Consider the following 20,705-nt stretch of genomic DNA (forward strand, 5'->3'; position numbering starts at 1 on the left):
CAATTTTTAAGATTAGGTAATTGGTAGAGAGATTCTCATATGTATTTGAGCGGAAAACACCAGTCCCGGCTCCCCTTCTCTCCAATATTCCTGATCTGAATAACCAGATGGTGCATGCAGATCAATTAATTATTTGACTTGTTCCAGTCATGTATACTATTAATAAGAATATTGATCACTAAAATAATCATTTCCTCCTCTGCGAACGCTCTCAACAAACCCATATCAATATTAATTTTTATTTATGGAATTTGCTCAACATTAGGTCTGTCTGACTACAAAGGAATAGAACGAGCGGGAAATTGGAATGATTATTAATTTTTTTCAACAGCTTTTTAGGAACCGGAAATCAGGTAACAAAGAAGATCGCATAATAATCATCGCGGTATTGCTTTTTTCAATCGCAGCCACTTTTATTTTTATCCTCATAAATATTGATTCTATAAGGCTTATCCTCATAATCTTCAATGTTGTACAAATTATCAGTTTAATCTTTGCATTTTGGAATATATTGCTGCCCGGGCGTATTATCTTTCCCATCGGAGGATTTATTGTTATTACGTGGTTAATCTTTTTAGGTGGTATTCATGATGATGCTATCGGTGGTTATTACCTGCTTTTGATCTTCAGTACGCTTTTACTTGGGCGGAAAGGATTGATATTCTTTGGGTTATTAAATACAACTGCAATTATTGTTATTGGTCTCTTGGAGACGAGTGGCAGGATCGTAACTCACTTTGGTCCATTAACTGAAAGATCAACAATAATTGCATCCGCTTTCTTCATGATTGCCTGTTCACTGACTTTGTATTTCTTTATTTCCCGCCTTTCACGCATGATAGCAATTGCCCGCAAGAATGAGCTAGAACAGATAAGCGCAAATCGAGAGCTAAAAGAATTGCAATCCGTTCTGGAGAATCGAATAAACGACCGCACCGCTGAACTGCGCGCACTCTTCGCTTCCATGCAGGATTTGGTGATCGTTTATGATGAGGAAGGTCATTATCTCAAAATTCTTTCAGCCTCTACGAATTTATTATTAGCACTTCCGGATGACTTTATTGGGAAAAACATCCATGATTTTTTCCCCAAAAAAGAAGCCGATCGCTTTATCCATCATATCCAAAACGTTTTACAAACTCAAAAGACAATTTCGATTGAATATTCCATAGTGATAAACCACCATAAGGTATTTTTCGACGCTTCGGTATCCCCATTAAAAGAGAATACTGTAATATGGGTAGCACGGGATATCACCGATCGTAAACTACTGGAAGAAGCATCTCGTTTTATCGGAACTCATGACAAACTGACCAAACTTTATAACCGCACATTTTTTGAGGAGGAGCTATCCCGGCTGGAAAATAGTCGCCTCTTCCCGGTCAGCGTTTTCATGCTGGATGTGGATGGTTTGAAAATTGTAAATGATTCGCAAGGCCATGCAGCCGGAGATGATTTATTGAGAAGGACCGGTCAGGTTCTTTTAAAATCATTCCGCTCCGAAGACATGGTGGCAAGAATTGGCGGCGATGAATTCGTGGTTGTCCTGCCTAAAACCAGTGAAGAGGCCGCTGAAACTGCACTTAAGCGAATCAACCATTTTTTAGAATTGGATAATAAAAATAACCATAATAGATTGGTTATTTCCGTTGGAATTGCAACTTGTTATGAACAAGGCAAATTTAAAGATACTGTAAAACTAGCCGATGATCGTATGTATCAGAATAAACAGTCGAAGCGGTAATCTCAAAGAAAACCCACGTTTTTCAAAGACTAACCTTGTCTATTTTTTGTCAAATTTAATACGAACTCCTTCCTGGTTGGGGATAAAGCTGTAAACTTATATATTGGGAGAAGAAAGAGCGTTCAAAAAAGATGATCATATCTTTTGACATGATTTTTTTCGATTATATTAAAACCATTATTAATTTATTAAAACCAAGCATGAAAGGTGTTAAATATATGAGTACAATCCCTCGCAATCAAATTAGAGTTGGGCAGCGAGTTAGAATCGTATTAAAAGCGGATCAAAGAACAGGCAAATTAACAGAAGGAATTGTGAAAGATCTCCTAACAAAATCCAGTACCCACCCGCATGGCATCAAAGTTCGTTTGGAAAATGGCCAGGTTGGCAGAGTTCAAGAGTTGGTGGACGAAACGAATAATTAGGCATTGCTTTCTTTACCCAAATATTATCTATTCTCATATTGATGTCATCTGTGTACATTAACAATGAAAACATTAGCAATTTATCTGTGTGCATCAGTGGAAAATTAAACAAAAAGGCCGAATGAACGGTCTCATCTGTGCGCATCAATAATAAAAACATCAGCTTCTTATCTGTGTGCATCCGTGGAAAATAAAAAAAAAAGAGCCTCTTTCGAGGCTCAAGTGTCTGGGTGGCTGATGGGGTCGCCTGTCCTGGCGCGAAAGCGTCAGGAAACCTACAGTACTAGAAATCGTGAATTTGCTTTTCATTAAATCGATGTCATCTGTGGACATCAACAATAAAAACTTCAGCTTCTTATCTGTGTGCATCCGTGGAAAATCAAAAAAAAAGAGCCTCTTTCGAGGCTCAAGTGTCTGGGTGGCTGATGGGGGTCGAACCCACAACCACTTGATCCACAGTCAAGTGCTCTGCCATTGAGCTACAGCCACCATACCAGACACTGATTTTACTATGCTCGCCACGTCAGGGCAAGTCATTTCTCAGTCAATTTATCGACTTTTTCCACTCTATTTATCGAAATCCAAATATGCATTCCCAAAGAGTGCTCGTAGGACCATCTGCTTATCTGCAGAAGTCAACAGGCTAATTTGGTTAGCACTCATTTCTCGCATCCAGGATGAATCCAAAGCTAAGGATTCATTTAGCAGATCAATAATAGAGTAAGCATTATCATCACCGGCGATACGGTTACAGGAGATCCTGCCGCATGAAAGGCAGTAATGCACCAGCATAATCTCGCCGCTGTTTTCCCTGGCATAGCGATTAACCTTGCCGGGTTTCAACGTGAGGCCGATTGGCTGCATACGTGCGCCACAGGTGGACAACCTGTCGCCGGGACGGCCTGCATCCAAATGTCTGGACCACAGACAACTTGGGCAATGATTACGATGTTTTGTGCCTACCGCACGATTGGAAATTAAACTATGACAATTCAGACACCGGAAGGATGTCTGACGAGGCGAAAATCTTTATTCCATGAAGTAGTGTTTTTCAAACAGGTCCATTCTACCAAAAAAGGAGAATCCCATCAACGATGAGATTCTCCTTTTCAATCTTATTTAATTAGTATAACGAATATCGTTTACATTAATTTCTTGATAGCTTCTACTACTTCGCTTATTTTCACGCTGCTCTGTTCGCCGCTTTGCATATCCTTGATCTGCAAAATTTCCTGATCGCGCTCATCCGGACCGGCCACAATCACATATTGAACGCCTACCCGATCGGCATATTTGAACTGTTTGCCTATTTTCGCGATCTCCGGGTAAACCAACACGTTGATGCCGGCTTCGCGCAGTTTCGTTGCAATCTTCAAGCTATATGCATGGCATTCCGCATTGAAAACTGTAACCAGCACTTTGGCCGGATTCAATACCAATTCCGGCAATTTACCAAATTCTTCCAAAATCAGCGGCAGCACAACGTCGCCCATAGCAAAACCTACGCCCGCAATTGAATCGCCGCCTACTTCTTCCACCAGGTTGCCGTAGTGTCCGCCGCCCAAGATAGCTCGGGAACTTTCGCTTACATCGCGCGCCTCAAAAACAATTCCGGTGTAGTAATCAAGCCCGCGCACAACCCGCGGATCATAGACTACATAATCTGCCACGCCCAGTGCTTCCAACGCGTTAAAAAAGCGCATGACTTCCGGTGACGACTTATAAAGCTCTTTGTCGTTCAGGATTGCTTTCAGCCCATCAAGCTGCTCGGAGGTAAAACCGGATTCCAGTACGTAGGATTCCCAATCGGTTACGCTAAGTTTGTCACGGCGGTCAATGATACTCAACATGGACTTCTTTTGATCCATCGAAGTAACGCCCAGCTTTACCATTTGCTGGTCCATCAACCGGCGGTCATTAACCAGTATTTTTACTTCACTGGAAGTCAGGTTGACTGCTTTGAAAAATTCTGCGGCAATAGCCACCAATTCCGCGTCCCCTTCCGGGCAGTCCACCCCAATCAGGTCGATATTCCATTGGAAAAACTCGCGCGTGCGTCCTTTTTGCGGTTTTTCATAACGCCAAAAAGGACCAAACGACCACCAACGTATGGGATAAACCAATTGATTTTGCCGCTGGGCAATCATGCGCGCCAGGCTTGGGGTAAGTTCCGGACGCAGTGTAATTAAATTTCCACCCCGGTCCGGAAAAACGAAGGATTGTTCTTTTACCAACTCTTCGCCAGATTTGGCAGCGTACAGCTCAATGGACTCGAGAAAAGGCCCGTCGTATTCCTGATATCCAAAGGAGTGCGAAACCTCCGTGATCTTGCCATACATCCATTTTCTTAACGCCATTTCTGGCGGGTAAAACTCGCGTGTACCTTTGACAGATTGAATAATATTCTTCATTGTAATTCGTCCAATTCTAAAAAAATTTTAACATATAATTATTTGGATTATGGATTAAACATTGAGGAAAGTAGTTTGCCCTGCATGAATATCAAAAATCTCATAAAGTTTATTGATGGCGATTTGCTAACCAAATCCGCAGACCTGACCCGCGAAATTAAAGGCGGTTGTGGAGCTGATCTGATGAGCGACGTTTTGGCGTCCATCCAACCAAACGCGGTCCTGCTGACCGGCTTGTGCAACCCACAAGTGGTCCGCACTGCCCAAATGTCGGATGTGGCTGCGATCATCTTCGTTCGCGGAAAAAAGCCGCCACAAGAAACCATTGACCTGGCCAATGAAGAAGGCATTCCATTGATAACCTCGCCTTTCGGAATGTTCGAATTATCGGGCCGCCTCTATTTAGCCGGATTACCCAGTTTAGAACAGCCTATATCGGAATAAAATATGAACAATCGAGACACGAACTTCGACCAGTCACCCTCCAGATTTAAAGGGAAGATCATCACGGATGAAATGGCTGGGAAGATTACGCGCGTCGAAGAGCTGGCCTACATCCTGAAAATCTCGGATGTAATGTCAAGCAGTCTGAAAACACTCAGCCCCGATCACAGCATGCAGGATGTGCTGGTAACCATGCGCGAGAATCGCATCTCCGGTATTCCCATCGTGGATGACGACAGCCATGCCTTATTGGGCATGGTCAGCACGGAAGACCTGATCAAATGCCTGGCGAATCAGGATATCGATGCAAACCTGACCAAATACATGAGTACCAAATTGGTCACGGTGAATTCGTTTGATTACCTTACCGAAGCGCTCAAATTATTTGCCCGTACTGGCCTCGGTCGTTTGCCTGTGTTGGACGAGAACGGGACTTTGGCCGGAATACTCACCAAAGGGGACGTAACTTACGGCCTGCTTCGCGCCCTTGAACATGATTATATAGAAGAAGAAGTTCGCCGCTATCGCGCTTCGCATCTCTTTGAGGATATTGAATCTGACCGTTCGAGCCTGATCTTACGCTACACCATTGAACATTATGACTTCACCCACGGCGGCTCCGCTTCCAGCAAAATCAAGCGCGCGCTGCTGCGCCTGGGTGCCAACGCCCAATTAGCACGCCGTGTGGGTATCGGTATCTATGAAGCGGAAATGAACCTGATTATCCACACCACTCATGGCGGCACTATCCATGTTGAAATTGAACCACACCAAATTTCAGTCTATGTTTGGGATGAAGGCCCCGGAATTGAAGATGTCGATATGGCTATGAAGCCGGGCTACTCCACCGCGACTGAAGAAATTCGGGAGCTGGGTTTTGGTGCCGGTATGGGGCTGCCCAACATTGCCCGCTGCGCAGATGAGATGGATTTGCGGTCTGAACTAGGCAAAGGTACTCATTTAACCATGAAGTTCTTCCTTAAAGGTGAAGATGTAGTTGGAGAAGGCTATACTGGAAAGGGAAAAAAGGAGACGGAAAATGACGCTTGATCAGATAATTACAGATCTTCAATTAAAAGTTTTGACCGAACCGATAGATTTTTCGAGTATTTCCCCAACTCATGGCTATGTTTCGGATATGTTGAGCTGTGTAATGACCGGCGCCAAGCACCAATCCATCTGGGTGACGCTGCAGGCGCATAATAATATTGTCGCGGTCGCCTGCCTTTTGGAACTGGCCGCCGTAATCATCACGGAAAACGCCCAACCGGACGCGGAGACAATAAAGAAAGCGAATGAAGAAGGCATCACGCTGCTTTCCTGTCCGCAGAATTCTTTTTACATTAGCGGCAAGCTGTGGGAAATGGGTCTGCGCGATCAATAATATCCAAATTCCCTGTGACTGAGCCCACTCATAATTTTCAAATTTACCGCGCTGAACTTCATCTTCATACTGTGCTGTCTCCTTGCGCTGCAATCGAGATGATCCCTCCTTTAATAATACAGACCGCTGAGTCCAAGGGCATTAACCTGATCGCCATCAGCGATCACAACGCCATCGCCAATATTGAAGCCGTCATGCAGGCGGCCCAGGGAACCAGCGTCACGGTTTTGCCCGCCATTGAATTGCAGACCCGCGAAGAAATACACAGCTTATGTCTCTTTGATTCTCTTGTGCAAATACGAGATTTTTTTAATCACCTGATGCCTTTTATGCCCGATATCCGAAATAACATCGAATTCTTCGGCGAGCAGTTCGAAGTAGATCAAACCGGTGATTTTATTCGCAGGGAGGAACGTCTGCTCATCAGCTCATGTTCCCTGTCCCTCAAGGAAGCTTGGCAATTGGTTTTAGGCCATCAGGGATTAATGATCCCGGCCCATGTCAACCGTTCCGCTTTTGGCCTTTTTCCCATTCTTGGTTTTATTCCGCAGGACATCAATCTTGAAATCCTGGAAATTTCACGCCACATCACTCCCGCTCAGGCTTTAGCGGAGTATCCGCAACTGGCAAATTACCATCTGATTCAAAGCGGTGATGCCCACTTTTTAGAGGACATCCTTGGCTGGAATGAATTTTTTATAGAAAAACCTACTGTCAATGAAATTCGAAAGGCAATTTTAGGTATAGATGGAAGAAAATATCGGAATTTATCAATCAATCTGTAAAGGTTGGGGCTCGCTGCGCCATTCCGGGGTATTTTCCGGACACGATTTAACTATCCACCCCTATAATATTGACTATACAAACTACCTATTTAAACCGTGGTAAAATCACATGGTTTTAACCAAATTTAATCTACGGCGAAATAAATGCTAAACACAATATCAAATACTTCCCAAATTGATCCAACCCAAAATCCTGAATTAGCTGCCCAGATTGATGCAATTCTGGAAGAACACCGTGAGAAGCCTGGCTGCCTCATGGTAATTCTCAATGAAGTCCAAACAAAAATTGGATTTGTTTCCGAACAGATCCAGGACTACATTGCCAACAGTCTGCACGTTCCGGTCAGCAAAGTTCACGGTGTAATATCTTTCTATTCATTTTTTACTACCCGTCCCCGCGGTAAGCATACCATCAAGTTCTGCTTGGGTACTGCCTGCTACGTTGGCGGATCGCCTCAACTTGTTGAGAAGGCCAAGCAGCTGCTCGGCATAGAACTGGGCGACACCACTGAAGATGGCAACATCTCCATCACCATGGAAGCTTGTCGCTGCGTAGGTGCATGCAGTCAAGCTCCGGTTGTTGTGGTTGACGACACCATCTACGGTCGTGTGAAACCCTCAAAAGTTACTCAACTGATCCGATCCCTTGAGAAAGAGGGGTAAAGGAGTCCTGAATTGAAGGAACTTTCGCTGCATATCCTGGATATTGCAGAGAACAGCGTTAATGCTGGTGCTTCAAAAGTTGAAATTACAGTTTTAGAGAACATTAATAAAGATATATTGACCATTACCATCAAAGATAATGGAAAAGGCATGGATGCGGAGACCGTAAAGCGTGTCACCGATCCTTTCATTACTAGCCGCACTACACGCAAAGTCGGTTTAGGCTTGCCATTTTTAAAAGCCGCAGCCGAGGCCTGTCAAGGCAGCCTCAGTATTCATTCCCAGCTCGGTGTGGGAACGCAGATTGAGGTGAATTTCCAACGCAGTCACATCGATCGAATGCCGTTAGGTGATCTTCAAACAACTTTTCTGAATTTGTTGATTGGTTATCCGCAAGTTCATTGGATTTTCAATTATCAAGTTGATGAGAAGTCTTTCACGCTGGATGATCAACCTATCAAAGAAATCTTAGCGGATGTAGCTTTATCAGATCCATCGGTAATCAATTATCTAAAAAAAGTGATATCTGAAGGTGTAAGTAATATTAATCAGGACAATAATTAGACCAATCGAGTTTATAGGAGAAAAGATGAACGCGATTAAAAGCTTAGATGACCTAAAAAATGTTCGAGATGCTGCTTTAGCCAAACGGAAAATTTCCGAGAACAGCGGTTCCACTCAGGTAATCGTTGGTATGGGTACGTGCGGCATTGCTGCCGGCGCGCGCGAGACCATGAAATCCGTTTTGGATTACATTGAAGCGAATAATATCGAGAATGTTGTAGTCACCCAGACTGGCTGCATCGGTCTCTGCGAACAGGAACCGATCATGCAAGTCGTTTTATCCGGCAAAGAAAAAGTCACCTACGGCAAAGTCAATCCCGATGTAGCCAAAAAGATTATGAAGGAGCACGTTGGTTCAGGCAATCTTGTTCAGGATCACGTGATCACTTTATAACCTTTTTACAAAATTTTAAGATTGCACAGGTAACAGAATAATGACATACTTTCGTTCCCATATATTAGTCTGCAACGACCCCGTTTGCACAAGCAAAGGGTCAATGGAAATTATGCAGGCCTTGAAAGATGAAATCGCATCCAAGGGGCTTCAGGATGAGGTTCAAGTTTTAGATACGCCCCGCATTGGCAATTGTGAAATGGGCCCCGAGATCCTGGTTTACCCGGAAGGTCTTCACTATATCAACCTGAAAAAGGATCAAATTCCTTTCCTGGTTGAAGAACAATTTTTAAAGGGCCGACCCGTCCCCGATTTCTTGGCTCCCCCCAAGAAAGAACAAGTTCAAGAATTAAACGAGCCTACCTCCAAGGAAGTTCGTGTCGTTCTGAGAAATTGCGGCAAGATTGACCCCGAGAATATCGAAGATTACATTGCTGAAGATGGTTACCAGGCTTTGGCGAAAGTCCTCACCGAGATGACTCCTGATCAGGTCATCAAAACAGTTCAAAATTCCGGCCTGCGCGGCCGTGGCGGCGCGGGTTTCCCCACCGGTTTAAAGTGGTCATTCACCCGCGATACCGTTTCAAATACCAAATTCATCATTTGCAATGCCGATGAAGGCGATCCCGGTGCTTTCATGAACCGCAGTGTTCTGGAAGGCGATCCGCACTCCGTGTTGGAGGGCATGATCATTGCCGCTTACGCGATCGGCGCCACCCGCGGCTATATCTATTGCCGTGCTGAATATCCCATCGCTGTGAAAACGCTGAATATCGGCATCGAACAAGCTCGTGAATATGGCTTGCTGGGCGAGCACATCATGGGCACTGATTTCTCATTCGATTTGGAAGTACGTAAAGGCGCTGGCGCCTTTGTTTGCGGCGAAGAGACCGCTCTGATGAAATCCATCGAAGGCAAACGCGGCGAGCCTCGCCCGCGCCCACCCTTCCCGGCGGTCAAAGGCTTATTTGGCAAACCCACCAATATTAACAACGTTGAATCATACGCGAACGTACCGCAGATTATCATCCGCGGACCGGAATGGTTCTCCAGCATGGGTACCGAAAAAAGCAAAGGCACCAAGACCTTCGCGTTAGCCGGCGACGTAAATCGCACCGGCTTGATCGAAGTTCCTTTCGGCATCACCCTGCGCGAGATCGTCTTTGACGTCGGCGGCGGCATCAAGAACGGCCGCAATTTCAAAGCCATCCAAACCGGCGGCCCAATGGGCGGCTGTTTGACCGAAGAATATCTCGACTTACCAGTCGATTACGAAAAATTGACCGCGGCCGGCTCAATCATGGGTTCCGGCGGTATGGTGGTCATGGACGACGAGACCTGCATGGTCGATATCGCGCGCTTCTTCATGGACTTCATCCAGGATGAAAGCTGCGGCAAGTGTGTTCCCTGCCGTGTCGGCACCCGCCGCATGTTGGAAATCCTTACCCGCATCTGCAATGGCGAAGGCCGCGACGGCGATATTGAATTGCTGGAAGCGCTTTGCGTTGAAATTCGCCAGGACAGCCTATGCGGTTTAGGCCAGGGCGCGCCCAACGTGATCGTCAGCACCTTGAAGAATTTCCGTGAGGAATACGAAGCACATATTTATAAGAAAGAGTGCCCCGCTAAAGTTTGCCGGGCCTTAATTCAATACGAAATTGAACCGGATAAATGCGTTGGCTGCACAGCCTGCGCACGTAACTGTCCAGTGAATGCAATCAGCGGTGAAGCAAAGAAGCCACATAGCATTGATCCCGACACCTGCATCCGTTGCGGCATCTGCAAGAATGTTTGTAACTACGACGCAATCTTGGTGAAGTAAGAAAGGATTTAACTTTTATCTCGATCAAAAATATAAATATGCACCTTAGAAGGAGGAACTTGCATGTCTAAAAACAATAACGGTCGGGATGTAATTAAAACGGTCAATGCAGCAGTTAGTGAGTTTCATGCCAGGCAGGAGGAATTGATCCCAATTCTGATGAAAGTCAGTCAGGAATTGGGCTACGTTCCAAATGACGCGCTGGAACAAATCAGCGAGGTGATGCACATCCCTCAAAGCAGAGTTTACTCAGTTGCCAGTTTTTACCACATGATTTCAACCAAGCCGACTGGCAGACATGTAATTAAGTTTTGTGAAAGTGCTCCCTGTCATGTAGCTGGCGGCAAAGCAGTTTGGGATGCGCTCCTGGAGGAGCTGCAAATCAAACCCGGAGAAACCAGTCCGGATGGTAAATGGACACTGAAAACGACCAGTTGTCTTGGCGTTTGCGCTGTCGGCCCGGTAATGTTGGTTGATGACGATATCTATGGAAACATCAACCCGGACCAGGTCCACGATATTTTAGAAAGATACGAGTGAAAGGAGAATAAAAATGAAAATCAAACGATCTATGGTATTGGTTTCCAGTGATCCTCACTCTATCGAAAAAGGCTCAGAGGAAATTTACTCGCGGCTGGTGGATGAATTGAAAGCTTTCAATTTATCAGACGAAATCTCCTTATCCAAGGTTTCGGATATTGATCGCATTGATGCATCGCCACTCGTTATTGTTTACCCGGAAGCAGTCGTTTACGGCCCATTGGCCCCGGATGATGTTCATTTCCTGGTAGAAGAACATTTATACAAAGGAAGAATCGCTTCCCGTCTGCAAGCTCCCACCAAGGAACTCAGCGGTAAGATTGCCTGGATATCAGCAAGAGCAGGAACACTCCCTGCCGAACAGCGTATCGTATTGGAGCGCGCCGGCCTGATCGACCCTGATTCCATCGAAGATTATATTATTCACGACGGCTATCAAGCCCTGGGCAAGGTATTGTCCACAATGAAACCGGCCGATGTGATTGATGTCGTCAAAAAATCAGGACTTAAAGGCCGCGGCGGCGCGGGCTTCCCCACCGGTATGAAATGGGGTTTCGTGGCTGACGCTGCCGGGGACAAGCGCTATGTCATTTGCAACGCGGACGAAAGTGAACCCGGTACATTTAAAGATCGCCTGATTCTGGAAGGCGATCCGCACAGCATTATCGAGGCCATGGTTATCGCCGGGTACGCGGTTGGCGCGGATGAGGGCTATATTTACATTCGCGGTGAGTACACGCTGGCTCAAGCACGTTTATTGAAAGCCATTTTGCAGGCTAAGGAAATGGGATTCCTGGGAGAGAACATCTTCGAATCCGGTTTCAACTTCGACCTGCACGTGCACGGCGGAGCGGGTGCTTACATCTGCGGTGAAGAGACGGCTCTGATTGAGTCCATCGAAGGCAAGCGCGGTGAACCCCGCCCACGCCCGCCTTACCCCACCACAAATGGCTTGTGGGACAAACCCACTCTGGTCAATAATGTGGAAACGCTGGCCAATATTCCGCCTATCCTGCGCAATGGGGCGGATTGGTTCAAATCATTCGGAACGCCCTCCAGCCCGGGCACGAAAGTTTATACCATCCTGGGCAACGTCAACAATACCGGTTTGGTTGAAGTCCCCATGGGGATCACGCTGCGCGAGGTGATTTCTATCTATGCCAAAGGCATGAGAAATGGAAGGCACTTCAAATTAGCTCAAACCGGAGGATCCAGCGGCTCGATTATTCCGTCGGTCCTTCAGGATACGCCCATGGATTATGATTCTTATGCAAAAGCGGGTGTCTCCATGGGTTCAGGCGCTTTGCTGATTTGCAGCGACGAGACGTGTGTAGTTGATTTGGCAAAAGTCCTGCTCAACTTCTTCCGTTTTGAAAGCTGCGGAAAGTGCAATCCCTGCCGTATCGGAAATCAACGTGCCTATCAAATTTTGAATAACATTTCCGAAGGCTTGGGAAGCACAAAAGACACCAATGATTTGCAAGAAATCAGTAAATGGTTGTATGAAATGTCCAATTGCGGTCTGGGGCAAACCGCAGGGTCTCCACTAAAGGATATTATGAATTATTTTCGCGCTGAAGTAGACGCCCACATCACCAATAAAGTATGCCCTGCGGGGGTTTGCCCGATGAGCGGCAAAACCGCCACAACGGTCTAATTTGTATTTTCGGAGAAAATAAACATGGTAAATTTGACAATTGATGGAAAAAATATTGAAGTAAAGGCAGGTACGACTGTTCTGAATGCCGCACGAGCAGCCGGAATTGAAATCCCGACATTGTGCGACCATCCTCAGTTGACCCCTTATGGCGGCTGCCGTCTTTGCCTGGTTGAGGTAGAAGGCGCCCGCACCCTGCAGCCTTCCTGCACGCTGCCGGTAAACAACGAAATGAAGGTGCACACCGATACCCAAAAAGTTCGGGATGCCCGCAAATTCGTTCTATCCATGATTTTCAGTGAACGCAATCACTTCTGCCCATATTGCCAGGTTAGCGGCGGCGACTGCGAGCTGCAGAACGCGGCGTATGCCGAGGACATGACCCACTGGCCATTGCAGCCGAACTGGAAACCTTTCCCTGTGGATGCCTCGCATCCCTTCATCATTATGGAAAACAACCGCTGCATCCTGTGCCGCCGTTGTGTACGCGCATGCGGTGAGCTGGTTGGTAATTACACGCTCGGTTTCGAAGAGCGCGGTGCAGAGAGCGCCCTGGTCGCGGACTTGGGTCTGCCTCTGGGCGAATCCTCCTGCATCGGCTGCGGTACCTGTGTGCAGATCTGCCCCACCGGTGCGTTGATTGACCGCTGGAGCGCTTACCAGGGTAAGGAAACCGAAGTCGACAGCACCAAGACCATCTGCCAGGGCTGCTCCATCGGCTGCGGTTTGGATGTGCTCACCCGCGATAACCGTCTGGTCCGCATCGAAGGCAACTGGGATGACCCGATCAGCGGCGGTTTGCTCTGCGAAGTCGGCCGTTTCGACCCCATGGATGACAACCGCGAAAGAGTTTTGACCCCCATGCTCAAGAAAGACGGCAGTTCCAAAGCTGCCACCTGGGACGATGCATTAGCCGCGGTCAAAGACCAATTAAAATCAGCCAAGGGCAAGGCAGCCGCTGTAGTCTCAACCCGGTTATCCGTGGAAGCGATGGATGCCTTCAAACAGGTTTGCCAGGCAGCTGGTATTGAAAAATTCTTCAGCACCGAAGGCAGCCTGATAACCGGTCCGGCCACCAAAGCCGCTTCTTTGTTAGGCAAACCCTTTGAGACAAAACTGGATGCCCTGAATTTTGCGGATACCTATCTGGTTGTTGGTGAAGACATCACCAAAGATCACCAAGTATTAAGCTTCTTCATGAAGCGCAGACTGCCGGATGGCGCAAAGCTGATCCACATCGGCAAGGCGGAATCCGGTTTCAAGAATTTCGCCGATGCAGTTCTCAGCGTACCCGCTGGTAAAGAGACCGCTTTCCTTGGCGACCTCAAAGGTTTGCTGTCCAACGACAGCGCGGTTGAGAAAGTTGCCGGGGCCTATGGATTGGATGCCGCTTTATTAGCCGAATCCGTCAAGATTTTGAAAGCCGGCGAGAAACCTGCCGTAATCATGGGCAGCCGCTATGATTTCAGCGATGAAATCGGCGCGTACAATGCCGCCTTGAATATCGCTAATGACCTGAAAGCGACATTTATCTCCACCAAAGGCAATATCAACAGCCTGGCTGCCGCTCAAATGGATTTGGACAACACCGTTGACTTATCCGGTGTAGAATTAGTCGTCCTGGCGGCTGGTGATGAAGTATTCACCCAGCAGTTCATGGGCAAATTTGAAAAAGTACCGACCATGGTTGTCTTCAGCAGCTATGTCTCCCCGCTGACCGCGTCCGCGGACGTCGTTCTGCCGGTAACCAATTGGCTCGAGCAAGCCGGCCACTTCCTGAATTTGGATGGCCGTTTGTTGAGCGCCAAAGCCGCGCTGACAGCACCGGAAGGTATCTACTCGAATGCCGACGCTTTCGCAAAATTAGCCGAGAGCATGGATGTCAAGTTGTCCTCCGCTTGGGAAAGCGCACTGAACGCCGCTACGGCAGTTGTAGTAGACTAAATAAAAATACTTTTAGGAGATTGTGTTAAATATGGCAAAACCCAAAGTAGCAAGTGATTGGCTGGCCGGTTGCGCTGGCTGCCATATGTCACTTCTAGATATTGACGAACGTATTGCGCAGCTGGTTGAACTGGTGGATTTACGCGCTACGCCAATCACTGACCTGAAGGAACCCGATAAAGACGGTGTTACAGTCGGTATCCTTGAAGGTGGCATCAACAATACATACAACGAAGAAGTCGCGAAAAAAATGCGCAGCCGCTGTAAGATTTTGGTTGCGCTGGGTGATTGCGCAGTATTTGGCGGTGTACCGGCCATGCGTAATTTCTTCACACTTGAAGATTCTTTAAATCGTGCATATATTGAAACCCCTTCCACTGATGCAAGCGGTAAGGTGCCTTCTTCCCCCGAATTGGCCGTGCCCACACGAGTACGCGCCATTCACGAAGTTGTTCCGGTGGATGTTTTCATTCCCGGTTGCCCGCCCGATGCAGATATCATCTTTTTTGCATTGAGTGAACTGGCCCAGGGACGTATCCCCAAGCTGGAACACAAGAATCTGATGTGGAATTAGAGGTAAAAGAAATGGTTGCCCAAAAAATAACTATCGAACCCGTAACCCGCATTGAAGGTCATGCCAAGGTTACGATTAATCTGAACGAAGCCGGAAAGGTCGAGCACGCTTATTTCCACGTGAACGAGTTCCGCGGTTTCGAGAAATTCTGCGAAGGCCGCATGGTCTTCGAAATGCCCTCCATCACCCCACGCATCTGCGGTATTTGCCCTGTCAGCCACCATTTGGCTTCCGCCAAAGCCGGCGACCAGGTCATGGGCTGCCCCCCGCCCCGCACAGCATCTTTGCTGCGCGAATTGATGCACATGGGCCAGATCATCCAAAGCCACGGCATGCACTTCTTTGAATTGGCCGGGCCCGATCTGATCCTCGGTTTCGATGCCGATCCTGCCACCCGCAATGTGGTCGGCCTGATTCAGGCTGACGCCGGTTTAGCGCTGAAGGCTGTTGCACTGCGCAAATTCGGCCAGGAAATCATCCACATGGTCGGCGGCCGCCGCATCCATCCCAACTTTGCTGTCCCCGGTGGTGTTAATAAAACCCTGTGCGCCGAAGATCGCGACGCGATCCTGGCTGGTATTGACGAAGCTATCGCTACCACCATGGTCGGACTCAAGATTTTCAAAGACTGGGCCGCGGCCAATCAGGAAGACATCAATAAGTTCGCGGTCTTCTCCAGCGGCTATATGGGCCTGGTCACACCTGAAAACGCGCTCGAACTCTACCAGGGCGATATTCGCCTGGTCGGTAAAGATGGCAAACAGCTGGAGAAATTTGACTCCAACGATTACTTGGACGTCATTTCCGAACACGTTGAAGATTGGTCCTATCTGAAGTTCCCTTATTACAAGAAGATGGGCTATCCCGAAGGTGTTTACCGCGTGGGTCCGCTGGGCCGCCTGAATACTGTCGAAAAACTCGATACGCCTCTGGCTCAGAAGGAATTTGAAGAATACCGCGCCATGAATGCCGGTAAACCGATTGAAAATACCTTGCATTACCACTATGCCCGTTTGATCGAGACCCTTTTCGCCATTGAAAAAGTCAGGGTTTTACTGGATGACCCGGATATTATGGGGAAGGACATCCTCAACACTCACCATGAATTCAAGGGTGAAGGAGTGGGCGTTATCGAAGCGCCGCGCGGTACCCTGCTGCACCACTATGTTGCGCGCGAGAACGGCCAGATCATGAAAGTCAACCTGATCGTCTCCACCGGCCACAACAACTGGGCCATGAGCGAAGCAGTCGATTCGGTTGCCAAGACCTATATCACCGGTCCCGACATCAAAGAAGGCTTGCTCAACCGTGTGGAAGCGGCCATCCGTGCCCACGACCCCTGCTTGTCCTGCTCCACGCACGCAGTCGGTCAGATGCCTATGCTGGTCGATATCAACGATGCCGAAGGAAATCTAATCAAGACCCTGCGGCGGGACGCGTAAAACCTGCGACTAAGAATGATCAGTGCCGCCAATAACTTGGCGGCACTTTTTTAACCAAAATGAAATCAACAATTATTATTGGATACGGAAATCCCGATCGGGAAGATGACGGTGTGGCCTGGCACTTGCTCAACAAGATTGTGGCTGCCTGTGATTGCCCGGAAGCCGACCTTTTCAGCAGCGACGTTATTCCGGTTAAGCCCGGGTTGGATATCTGGTTCAACTTCCAGTTACTTCCTGAAATGGCCGATACCATTGCCGATTACGACCGCGCGCTGTTTATAGACGCGCATACCGGAAATATCGAGGAAGATATCAGCTACCATGCTTTAGAGCCGGAATTCCAGAACTCCCCCTTCACGCACCACTTCACGGCCTCTTCCTGCCTGGCTGTTGCGCAGTCCCTCAAAGGGCACTATCCCAAGTCGAAAATGCTTTCCGTGCGTGGCTTTCAATTCGCTTTCAGCCGAGAATTATCAGATCAAACGGCTGAATTAGTGAACCAGGCGTTCGCGTTGTTGAAGCATGATTTCTTGGAATAATTATCATTTTTATAGTATTTTTATCTTAATAGTATAATATTTTGCATGCATGAACTGGCTGTAACCGAATCGTTGTTGAAGACCGCCACCGAATATGCCCTTGAAAACGACGCCAAAAAAGTAACCAGCTTGAATTTGTTGATCGGCACGCTATCCGGCATTGTCGATGACAGCGTCCAATTTTATTGGGACATGATCAGCGCGGATACTATATGCAGTCAGGCAAAATTAAATATCGAGCGGCAGCCGGCTAAATTCAAATGCCAATCCTGCCAGACAGAATACGCGTTGGATGGGGAGCTTTCGCCCTGCCCAAATTGCGGCAGCGTGAATATCCGCGTCATCGCAGGAGATGAGTTTCTGCTCCAAAGCATTGAAATTGAAAAATGAGGTAAGCAATGTCCACAGAGAAAGTACAAATTGTTGAAAAAATACTGGATGCTAACGACCAAATGGCCGAAGAAAACCAGCAAGCTTTTGATAAAAATCACACCCTGGCCATCAACATCATGGCTTCACCGGGTGCCGGAAAAACCAGCCTGATCCTGCGCACGATTGAGGGACTGGCGAAAGATTATCAAATCGCCGTAATTGAAGGCGATACCGCCCCGGTTACCATTGACGCGGATAAAGTGCATGCCCTCGGCATTCCCGTTACCCAAATTAACACCGGCGGCGACTGCCACTTGGACGCGCTGATGGTGCGTAAAGGAATGCAAGCGCTGGATTTAAACGAGGTTGACCTGGTCATCATTGAAAACGTTGGCAATCTGGTTTGCCCGGCGGCCTTTAAATTGGGCTCGCATATCAACGTGGTCATCGCCAGCATTCCGGAAGGCGATGATAAACCCTATAAATATCCCAATATCTACCGCGGCATCCAATGCCTGGTGCTCAATAAGACCGATCTCAAGCCCTATGTGGATTTCAACTTTGAATACTTTGAAAAAGGGATTCAGATCCTCAATCCGGGCGTAGAGATCATCCAACTCTCCAGCAAGACCGGCGACGGCCTGGACACCTGGTTAAATTGGCTGCGCGCGCAAATTGACGCGAAAAAGCATGCCACGCAATGAGCTAATCGGAAATAAAATCCATATTCAGGGGATCGTGCAGGGCGTGGGTTTCCGCCCCTTCATCTATACCCTGGCACATAAATACCACCTGACCGGTTGGGTCAGGAATTCCTCCGCAGGTGTGGACATTGTAGCCAATGGCGATGCCATTGATGTGGCTGCATTCATTGATGAAATCCGCCATAATCCCCCACCCCTGGCTCATATTGACAGCCTGGACGTTCAACCCGCAAGTCCGGACGGGTTTACTGCCTTTACTATTCTGGAAAGCAAATCAGAAGCGGGCGGTTTCATCCCCATCTCTCCGGATATTTCCATTTGTGATGACTGTCTGTCCGAGCTGTTCGATCCTTCCGACCGGCGATATCGTTATCCTTTCATCAATTGCACCAACTGCGGCCCGCGCTTTACCATCATCAAGGACATTCCTTACGACCGTCCATTGACGACCATGGCAAACTTCCAGCTTTGCGAGGATTGTTCGCATGAATATGCCGACCCGCTGGACCGCCGTTTTCACGCCCAACCGGTAGCCTGCGCCGAGTGCGGTCCGCAGGTATGGTTCCAAACCGGAAGCGGCAGGCAAGCGGAAGATGAAGGCGCCATTCAAATGGCGCGCGCTTACCTGAAAGAGGGCAAAATCGTAGCGCTTAAAGGCCTGGGCGGCTTTCATCTGGCTTGCGACGCAACCAATCCGGCGGCCATTGATGAACTGCGCCGGCGCAAGCGCCGTTCGCTGAAATCCTTTGCCGTGATGGTCTGGGACAGCGCCGTTGCTAAAAAGTACTGCCGCATTTCTCCGGTCGAAAAGGCTTTGCTGGAATCCAAAGAGCGGCCCATCGTCATCCTGCAGCGCAAACCGGATGCCGAACTGCCCCCTGAGATTGCTCCCAATCTGCGCACACTAGGCGTCATGCTGCCGTATACCCCGCTGCATTATCTGCTGCTGGAACCGGAGCCAGGTTACCCGGAAGTGTTCGTGATGACCAGCGGCAATATCAGTGAAGAACCTATTGCCTATACGAACAACAGTGCTTTGTATGAATTGGCCTCTATTGCGGATGGCTACTTGCTCAACAACCGCGACATTGAAACGCGCCTGGATGATTCCGTTTTAGCAGAATTCCGCGGGCAGCCTTACTTCTTCCGCCGTTCGCGCGGCTTTGCCCCCAACCCGCTCAAATCCGCAGGGCCCTTGCGTGAAATTCTGGCGGTCGGCGCGGAGCTGAAGAATACTTTCTGCCTGACCAAAGACCATTACGCCTTCCTCTCTCATCACATCGGCGACCTCGAAAACCTGGAAACCCTGCGCGCCTTTGAGAGCGGCATCCCGCACTATGAACACATCTTCAAGGTCAAGCCAACTGCCATCGTGCGCGACCTTCACCCGGATTACCTGTCCTCGCAGTACGCGCAGGCACGTGCCGAGCGCGAAGGGCTGCCCATCCTCAATGTGCAGCACCACCACGCCCATTTGGGCGCCTGTCTGGCTGATAATGCCTGGGAGTCCCCTGAAGCGGTCATCGGTGCCATCTTCGACGGCACCGGATTGGGAATGGACGGCAGGATCTGGGGCGGCGAATGGCTCAACGGCAATTACGCCGCATTCGAGCGGCGCCTGCACCTGGCCTACTATCCCCTGCCCGGCGGCGACAGCGCCGTGCGCCAGCCCAAACGGCTGGCCGCGGCTTACCTTTACCAGGCCGGCATCGATTGGAGCGATGATTTGCCGCCCATGCAAGCCCTGTCCGCGGAAGATCGCGCTGTTCTGGCAGCGCAGCTTGAAAAGGATATCAACTGCCCGCGCACGTCCAGCATGGGGCGCCTGTTTGACGCGGTCGCCAGCCTGATCGGTATCTGCCAGGAGATTAATTACGAAGCCCAGGCAGCCATTGAATTGGAGAACGTACGTGATCCGCAAGCCGCGGGGGATTATCCTTTCACGCTGTCCGATGGAATCATCGATTTTGCTCCGCTCTTGCGGGCAATTGTGGACGACCTGCGCGCAGGCGTGCAGCCTGCGGTTATTTCCGCCAAATTCCACCATTCGGTGGTAAAAATGCTCTTGTCTGGTTGTGAATTTATCCGCCAGGAAAGCGGTTCATCCGTGGTGGCCCTTTCCGGCGGTGTCTGGCAGAACATGGCTTTACTGAACGAGGCTGTTCCGGCGCTTGAAGCGTCCGGGTTCACCGTCCTGGTTCACCGGCATGTGCCGCCAAACGACGGCTGTATCGCGCTGGGCCAGGCGTTTATCGCCAACCAGCAGTTAGAATTATTAGAAAGGTAAACAAACT

At 48.5% G+C, this 20,705-nt stretch carries 20 protein-coding genes, 1 tRNA gene and 1 pseudogene; 19 read left to right on the plus strand and 3 right to left on the minus strand.

The window, feature by feature from the left end; genetic code table 11:
* Window positions 1-307 precede the first annotated feature (307 nt).
* On the plus strand, window positions 308-1,744 hold the full coding sequence (locus Pelsub_RS09860) for a sensor domain-containing diguanylate cyclase (protein ID WP_116223907.1): 1,437 nt from the start codon (window positions 308-310) through the stop codon (window positions 1,742-1,744).
* A gap of 218 nt (window positions 1,745-1,962) precedes the next feature.
* Window positions 1,963-2,169 carry a YwbE family protein gene (locus Pelsub_RS09865; protein WP_116224992.1) on the plus strand — a complete coding sequence of 69 codons (207 nt, stop codon included), beginning with the start codon at window positions 1,963-1,965 and terminating at the stop codon, window positions 2,167-2,169.
* Window positions 2,170-2,586: 417 nt separating this feature from the next.
* Here the strand turns inward: Pelsub_RS09865 and Pelsub_RS09870 are convergent.
* The 3 genes and pseudogenes from Pelsub_RS09870 to hisS all read right to left on the minus strand — a co-directional run bounded on the left by Pelsub_RS09870 (window position 2,587) and on the right by hisS (window position 4,580).
* Window positions 2,587-2,658 (minus strand) — tRNA-His (locus Pelsub_RS09870).
* Window positions 2,659-2,736: 78 nt separating this feature from the next.
* Window positions 2,737-3,168 (minus strand): annotated as a pseudogene (locus tag Pelsub_RS09875) (RNHCP domain-containing protein); the annotation flags it as partial.
* Window positions 3,169-3,311: 143 nt separating this feature from the next.
* On the minus strand, window positions 3,312-4,580 hold the full coding sequence (hisS, locus tag Pelsub_RS09880) for a histidine--tRNA ligase (RefSeq protein WP_116223905.1): 1,269 nt from the start codon (window positions 4,578-4,580) through the stop codon (window positions 3,312-3,314).
* Window positions 4,581-4,664: 84 nt separating this feature from the next.
* Between hisS and Pelsub_RS09885 the strand changes: the two genes are divergently transcribed.
* The 17 genes from Pelsub_RS09885 (at window position 4,665) to hypF (ending at window position 20,698) form a co-directional block, all read left to right on the plus strand.
* On the plus strand, window positions 4,665-5,024 hold the full coding sequence (locus tag Pelsub_RS09885) for a DRTGG domain-containing protein (protein ID WP_116223904.1): 360 nt from the start codon (window positions 4,665-4,667) through the stop codon (window positions 5,022-5,024).
* A gap of 3 nt (window positions 5,025-5,027) precedes the next feature.
* Window positions 5,028-6,074 carry a CBS domain-containing protein gene (locus Pelsub_RS09890; protein WP_116223903.1) on the plus strand — a complete coding sequence of 349 codons (1,047 nt, stop codon included), beginning with the start codon at window positions 5,028-5,030 and terminating at the stop codon, window positions 6,072-6,074.
* Window positions 6,064-6,408: a DRTGG domain-containing protein gene (locus tag Pelsub_RS09895; RefSeq protein WP_116223902.1), complete on the plus strand. Its 345-nt coding sequence runs from the start codon at window positions 6,064-6,066 to the stop codon at window positions 6,406-6,408. Before Pelsub_RS09890 ends, Pelsub_RS09895 begins: the two co-directional genes overlap by 11 nt.
* A gap of 14 nt (window positions 6,409-6,422) precedes the next feature.
* On the plus strand, window positions 6,423-7,193 hold the full coding sequence (locus Pelsub_RS09900) for a PHP domain-containing protein (RefSeq protein WP_126440489.1): 771 nt from the start codon (window positions 6,423-6,425) through the stop codon (window positions 7,191-7,193).
* A gap of 144 nt (window positions 7,194-7,337) precedes the next feature.
* The gene (locus tag Pelsub_RS09905) at window positions 7,338-7,856 is read left to right on the plus strand and encodes an NADH-quinone oxidoreductase subunit NuoE family protein (RefSeq protein ID WP_116223900.1); all 519 of its coding nucleotides are present in this window, start codon (window positions 7,338-7,340) and stop codon (window positions 7,854-7,856) included.
* 12 nt (window positions 7,857-7,868) lie between these two features.
* Window positions 7,869-8,420 carry an ATP-binding protein gene (locus Pelsub_RS09910; RefSeq protein WP_116223899.1) on the plus strand — a complete coding sequence of 184 codons (552 nt, stop codon included), beginning with the start codon at window positions 7,869-7,871 and terminating at the stop codon, window positions 8,418-8,420.
* 25 nt (window positions 8,421-8,445) lie between these two features.
* Entirely contained in the window at window positions 8,446-8,814 is a 369-nt protein-coding gene (locus Pelsub_RS09915) for a (2Fe-2S) ferredoxin domain-containing protein (RefSeq protein WP_116223898.1), read from the plus strand.
* Window positions 8,815-8,854: 40 nt separating this feature from the next.
* Window positions 8,855-10,636, plus strand: coding sequence for an NADH-quinone oxidoreductase subunit NuoF (nuoF, locus tag Pelsub_RS09920; RefSeq protein WP_116223897.1), 1,782 nt, complete (start codon window positions 8,855-8,857; stop codon window positions 10,634-10,636).
* A gap of 63 nt (window positions 10,637-10,699) precedes the next feature.
* On the plus strand, window positions 10,700-11,176 hold the full coding sequence (nuoE, locus tag Pelsub_RS09925; protein WP_116223896.1) for an NADH-quinone oxidoreductase subunit NuoE: 477 nt from the start codon (window positions 10,700-10,702) through the stop codon (window positions 11,174-11,176).
* A gap of 13 nt (window positions 11,177-11,189) precedes the next feature.
* Window positions 11,190-12,833, plus strand: a complete 1,644-nt coding sequence (gene nuoF / locus Pelsub_RS09930) for an NADH-quinone oxidoreductase subunit NuoF (RefSeq protein WP_116223895.1) — start codon at window positions 11,190-11,192, stop codon at window positions 12,831-12,833.
* A 24-nt stretch (window positions 12,834-12,857) separates the two neighbouring features.
* Window positions 12,858-14,777 carry a molybdopterin-dependent oxidoreductase gene (locus Pelsub_RS09935; protein ID WP_116223894.1) on the plus strand — a complete coding sequence of 640 codons (1,920 nt, stop codon included), beginning with the start codon at window positions 12,858-12,860 and terminating at the stop codon, window positions 14,775-14,777.
* 31 nt (window positions 14,778-14,808) lie between these two features.
* The gene (locus Pelsub_RS09940) at window positions 14,809-15,351 is read left to right on the plus strand and encodes an NADH-quinone oxidoreductase subunit B family protein (protein WP_116223893.1); all 543 of its coding nucleotides are present in this window, start codon (window positions 14,809-14,811) and stop codon (window positions 15,349-15,351) included.
* A gap of 11 nt (window positions 15,352-15,362) precedes the next feature.
* Window positions 15,363-16,793, plus strand: a complete 1,431-nt coding sequence (locus tag Pelsub_RS09945; protein WP_116223892.1) for a Ni/Fe hydrogenase subunit alpha — start codon at window positions 15,363-15,365, stop codon at window positions 16,791-16,793.
* A gap of 59 nt (window positions 16,794-16,852) precedes the next feature.
* Window positions 16,853-17,335 (plus strand): hypothetical protein, encoded by a 483-nt coding sequence (locus Pelsub_RS09950; protein WP_116223891.1) that lies wholly within the window; start codon window positions 16,853-16,855, stop codon window positions 17,333-17,335.
* 45 nt (window positions 17,336-17,380) lie between these two features.
* Window positions 17,381-17,725, plus strand: coding sequence for a hydrogenase maturation nickel metallochaperone HypA (hypA, locus tag Pelsub_RS09955; protein ID WP_116223890.1), 345 nt, complete (start codon window positions 17,381-17,383; stop codon window positions 17,723-17,725).
* A gap of 8 nt (window positions 17,726-17,733) precedes the next feature.
* Window positions 17,734-18,411 (plus strand): hydrogenase nickel incorporation protein HypB, encoded by a 678-nt coding sequence (hypB, locus tag Pelsub_RS09960; protein ID WP_116223889.1) that lies wholly within the window; start codon window positions 17,734-17,736, stop codon window positions 18,409-18,411.
* Window positions 18,398-20,698 (plus strand): carbamoyltransferase HypF, encoded by a 2,301-nt coding sequence (hypF, locus tag Pelsub_RS09965; RefSeq protein ID WP_116223888.1) that lies wholly within the window; start codon window positions 18,398-18,400, stop codon window positions 20,696-20,698. The genes hypB and hypF overlap by 14 nt, the downstream gene beginning before the upstream one ends.
* Window positions 20,699-20,705: the final 7 nt, after the last annotated feature.

The organism is Pelolinea submarina (genome assembly GCF_003966975.1).
Classification (GTDB): Bacteria; Chloroflexota; Anaerolineae; order Anaerolineales; family Anaerolineaceae; genus Pelolinea; species Pelolinea submarina.

What these genes read in the sequence shown, in the direction of transcription:
- Pelsub_RS09890 (WP_116223903.1), top strand. Translation starts at nt 5,028, where the DNA reads ATGAACAATCGAGACACGAACTTCGACCAGTCACCCTCCAGATTTAAA.
- Pelsub_RS09915 (WP_116223898.1), top strand. Translation starts at nt 8,446, where the DNA reads ATGAACGCGATTAAAAGCTTAGATGACCTAAAAAATGTTCGAGATGCT.
- hypB (WP_116223889.1), top strand. Translation starts at nt 17,734, where the DNA reads ATGTCCACAGAGAAAGTACAAATTGTTGAAAAAATACTGGATGCTAAC.
- Pelsub_RS09885 (WP_116223904.1), top strand. Translation starts at nt 4,665, where the DNA reads ATGAATATCAAAAATCTCATAAAGTTTATTGATGGCGATTTGCTAACC.
- Pelsub_RS09940 (WP_116223893.1), top strand. Translation starts at nt 14,809, where the DNA reads ATGGCAAAACCCAAAGTAGCAAGTGATTGGCTGGCCGGTTGCGCTGGC.
- Pelsub_RS09905 (WP_116223900.1), top strand. Translation starts at nt 7,338, where the DNA reads ATGCTAAACACAATATCAAATACTTCCCAAATTGATCCAACCCAAAAT.
- Pelsub_RS09935 (WP_116223894.1), top strand. Translation starts at nt 12,858, where the DNA reads ATGGTAAATTTGACAATTGATGGAAAAAATATTGAAGTAAAGGCAGGT.
- Pelsub_RS09950 (WP_116223891.1), top strand. Translation starts at nt 16,853, where the DNA reads ATGAAATCAACAATTATTATTGGATACGGAAATCCCGATCGGGAAGAT.
- hypA (WP_116223890.1), top strand. Translation starts at nt 17,381, where the DNA reads ATGCATGAACTGGCTGTAACCGAATCGTTGTTGAAGACCGCCACCGAA.
- nuoF (WP_116223895.1), top strand. Translation starts at nt 11,190, where the DNA reads ATGAAAATCAAACGATCTATGGTATTGGTTTCCAGTGATCCTCACTCT.
- nuoF (WP_116223897.1), top strand. Translation starts at nt 8,855, where the DNA reads ATGACATACTTTCGTTCCCATATATTAGTCTGCAACGACCCCGTTTGC.
- hisS (WP_116223905.1), bottom strand. Translation starts at nt 4,580, where the DNA reads ATGAAGAATATTATTCAATCTGTCAAAGGTACACGCGAGTTTTACCCG.
- Pelsub_RS09945 (WP_116223892.1), top strand. Translation starts at nt 15,363, where the DNA reads ATGGTTGCCCAAAAAATAACTATCGAACCCGTAACCCGCATTGAAGGT.
- nuoE (WP_116223896.1), top strand. Translation starts at nt 10,700, where the DNA reads ATGTCTAAAAACAATAACGGTCGGGATGTAATTAAAACGGTCAATGCA.
- Pelsub_RS09865 (WP_116224992.1), top strand. Translation starts at nt 1,963, where the DNA reads ATGAGTACAATCCCTCGCAATCAAATTAGAGTTGGGCAGCGAGTTAGA.
- hypF (WP_116223888.1), top strand. Translation starts at nt 18,398, where the DNA reads ATGCCACGCAATGAGCTAATCGGAAATAAAATCCATATTCAGGGGATC.
- Pelsub_RS09860 (WP_116223907.1), top strand. Translation starts at nt 308, where the DNA reads ATGATTATTAATTTTTTTCAACAGCTTTTTAGGAACCGGAAATCAGGT.
- Pelsub_RS09895 (WP_116223902.1), top strand. Translation starts at nt 6,064, where the DNA reads ATGACGCTTGATCAGATAATTACAGATCTTCAATTAAAAGTTTTGACC.